This is a genomic window from Pseudarthrobacter sulfonivorans (assembly GCF_031454915.1).
Classification (GTDB): Bacteria; Actinomycetota; Actinomycetes; order Actinomycetales; family Micrococcaceae; genus Arthrobacter; species Arthrobacter sulfonivorans_C.
Genome location: NZ_JAVDRS010000023.1, coordinates 1 through 1,658 on the forward strand (window position 1 = coordinate 1; position 1,658 = coordinate 1,658).

The 1,658-nt window shown below is 64.8% G+C and carries 1 protein-coding gene; it reads right to left on the reverse strand.

All coding sequences use genetic code 11. The features are described 5' to 3' along the window. Positions 1-35: 35 nt before the first annotated feature. Positions 36-1,442: an IS30 family transposase gene (locus J2808_RS22195; protein ID WP_463675851.1), complete on the reverse strand. Its 1,407-nt coding sequence runs from the start codon at positions 1,440-1,442 to the stop codon at positions 36-38. Positions 1,443-1,658: the final 216 nt, after the last annotated feature.

A 1,658-nucleotide genomic window follows, 5' to 3' on the forward strand; every position in this document is an offset into this window, starting at 1 on the left:
GGCGAATTCAGGGGGTCGTTGCAACACCGTTGGTGTTAGTTGGTCAAGAGTAGGTCACGCAGGCGCTCGGCTGGGGTATCCCAGTCGAGCGTTTTGCGTGGGCGGCCGTTGAGTTCCTGGGCGACGTGTTCGAGGTCCTCGGGCCCGTAGGCGGACAGGTCGGTGCCTTTGGGGAAGTATTGGCGGAGCAGCCCGTTGGTGTTCTCGTTTGAGCCGCGTTGCCATGGGCTGGCCGGGTCGCAGAAGTAGACGGCCATCTCGGTGGCGATGGTGAACGTTTTATGGGCTGCCATTTCCGCGCCCTGGTCCCAGGTCAGCGAGCCGCGCAGGTGGGCTGGCAAGGCGCTCATGGTCTTCACCAGCCCTTTGCCGACCGTTTCGGCGGTGTGATCGCCGGGCAGGTGAACGAGCATGACATACCGGGTGGTGCGCTCTACGAGGGTCGCGATCGCGGATTGGTTGTAGGCGCCGGTGATGAGGTCGCCCTCCCAATGCCCGGGTATGGCGCGGTCCTCAATTTCGGGTGGGCGTTCGGCGATCATCACCATGGGGTCCGCGAACCGGGAGGTGCGCTGCTCGCCGGTGTTGCGGGGCTTGCGGCGGGTCCGGCCGGTGCGCAGGGCTGCCTGGATTTCACGGCGCAGCCCGCCGCGGGCTTGGACGTAGAGGGCTTGGTAGATCGTTTCTGGACTCACGCGCATCTCCGGATCATCGGGGAATTCCTTGATCAGGGTGTTGCTGATCTGTTCCGGAGACCAGCGTAGGCGCAGTTTCTGTTTCACATACTTGCGCAAGCGCCCCTCGGCTGCCAGTTTGCTGTCCTTGGGTCGGGGCCGGCGGGACGCAGCAGAGCGCTGCGCGGCGTAAGGCTGGTAGCCGTTGGCCTGGCTGCTGTTGCGGCCTAATTCGCGGCTGATGCTCGAGGCGGAGCGGCCCAGCTTGGCCGCGATCGTGCGGAGGGAGTCGCCGGCGTCCCGCAGGTCCCGGATACTTTCCCGTTCCTGCAGCGAGAGGTAGCGGGGGTTGATGGCCTTCTCCAGTGTGGCCAGGCCCGGGGACGCTGTTTTCACAGGCTGTCCCGAGGGGGTGTCGAAGCTACTCACTCCTTGTTTGTAGCCCACTACCCGCCCGCCCGGGTAAATGCGTCTATTGCCGGTCTTGCGGACCCCGGTGTCCCACTCGCCCGCGGTCGTGGGGTGGATGCCCAACGCGCGGGCCGCGTCGCGGCGGGAATACCCGGACTCACGTAACCGACGGAAGTCCTCCCGGCTGGGCTGGTCTGCGCGTTTGCGGGCCAGCCCGGCCTTCTGGATCCACCGGTAGCAGGTGTTCCTGTTCAATCCGAGCTGCGCGGCGGCGTCGGTGGCATTTCCAAGCCGACGAAACAGGTCCAGGAAGGCATCCTTCTGGTCCGGGGAAGCCTCCTGCTTCCGGAACTGCATCCCCGCAGCCCGGGTCCACCGATAGCAGGCCATCTTGTCCAGACCGAGCCCAGCGGCCACAGACGCGACGGTCCCGCCCCGGTCCAGCGCCTTGAAGAACCGGTCCTTATCGAACTGTGTGTACTTCCTGTTGGAACGCGATCTTTCCATTAAAGACGGCACGGTCGTTGCAACTCCCAAAATCTCGGGGTGTTGCAACGACCGCTAGAACTCAAG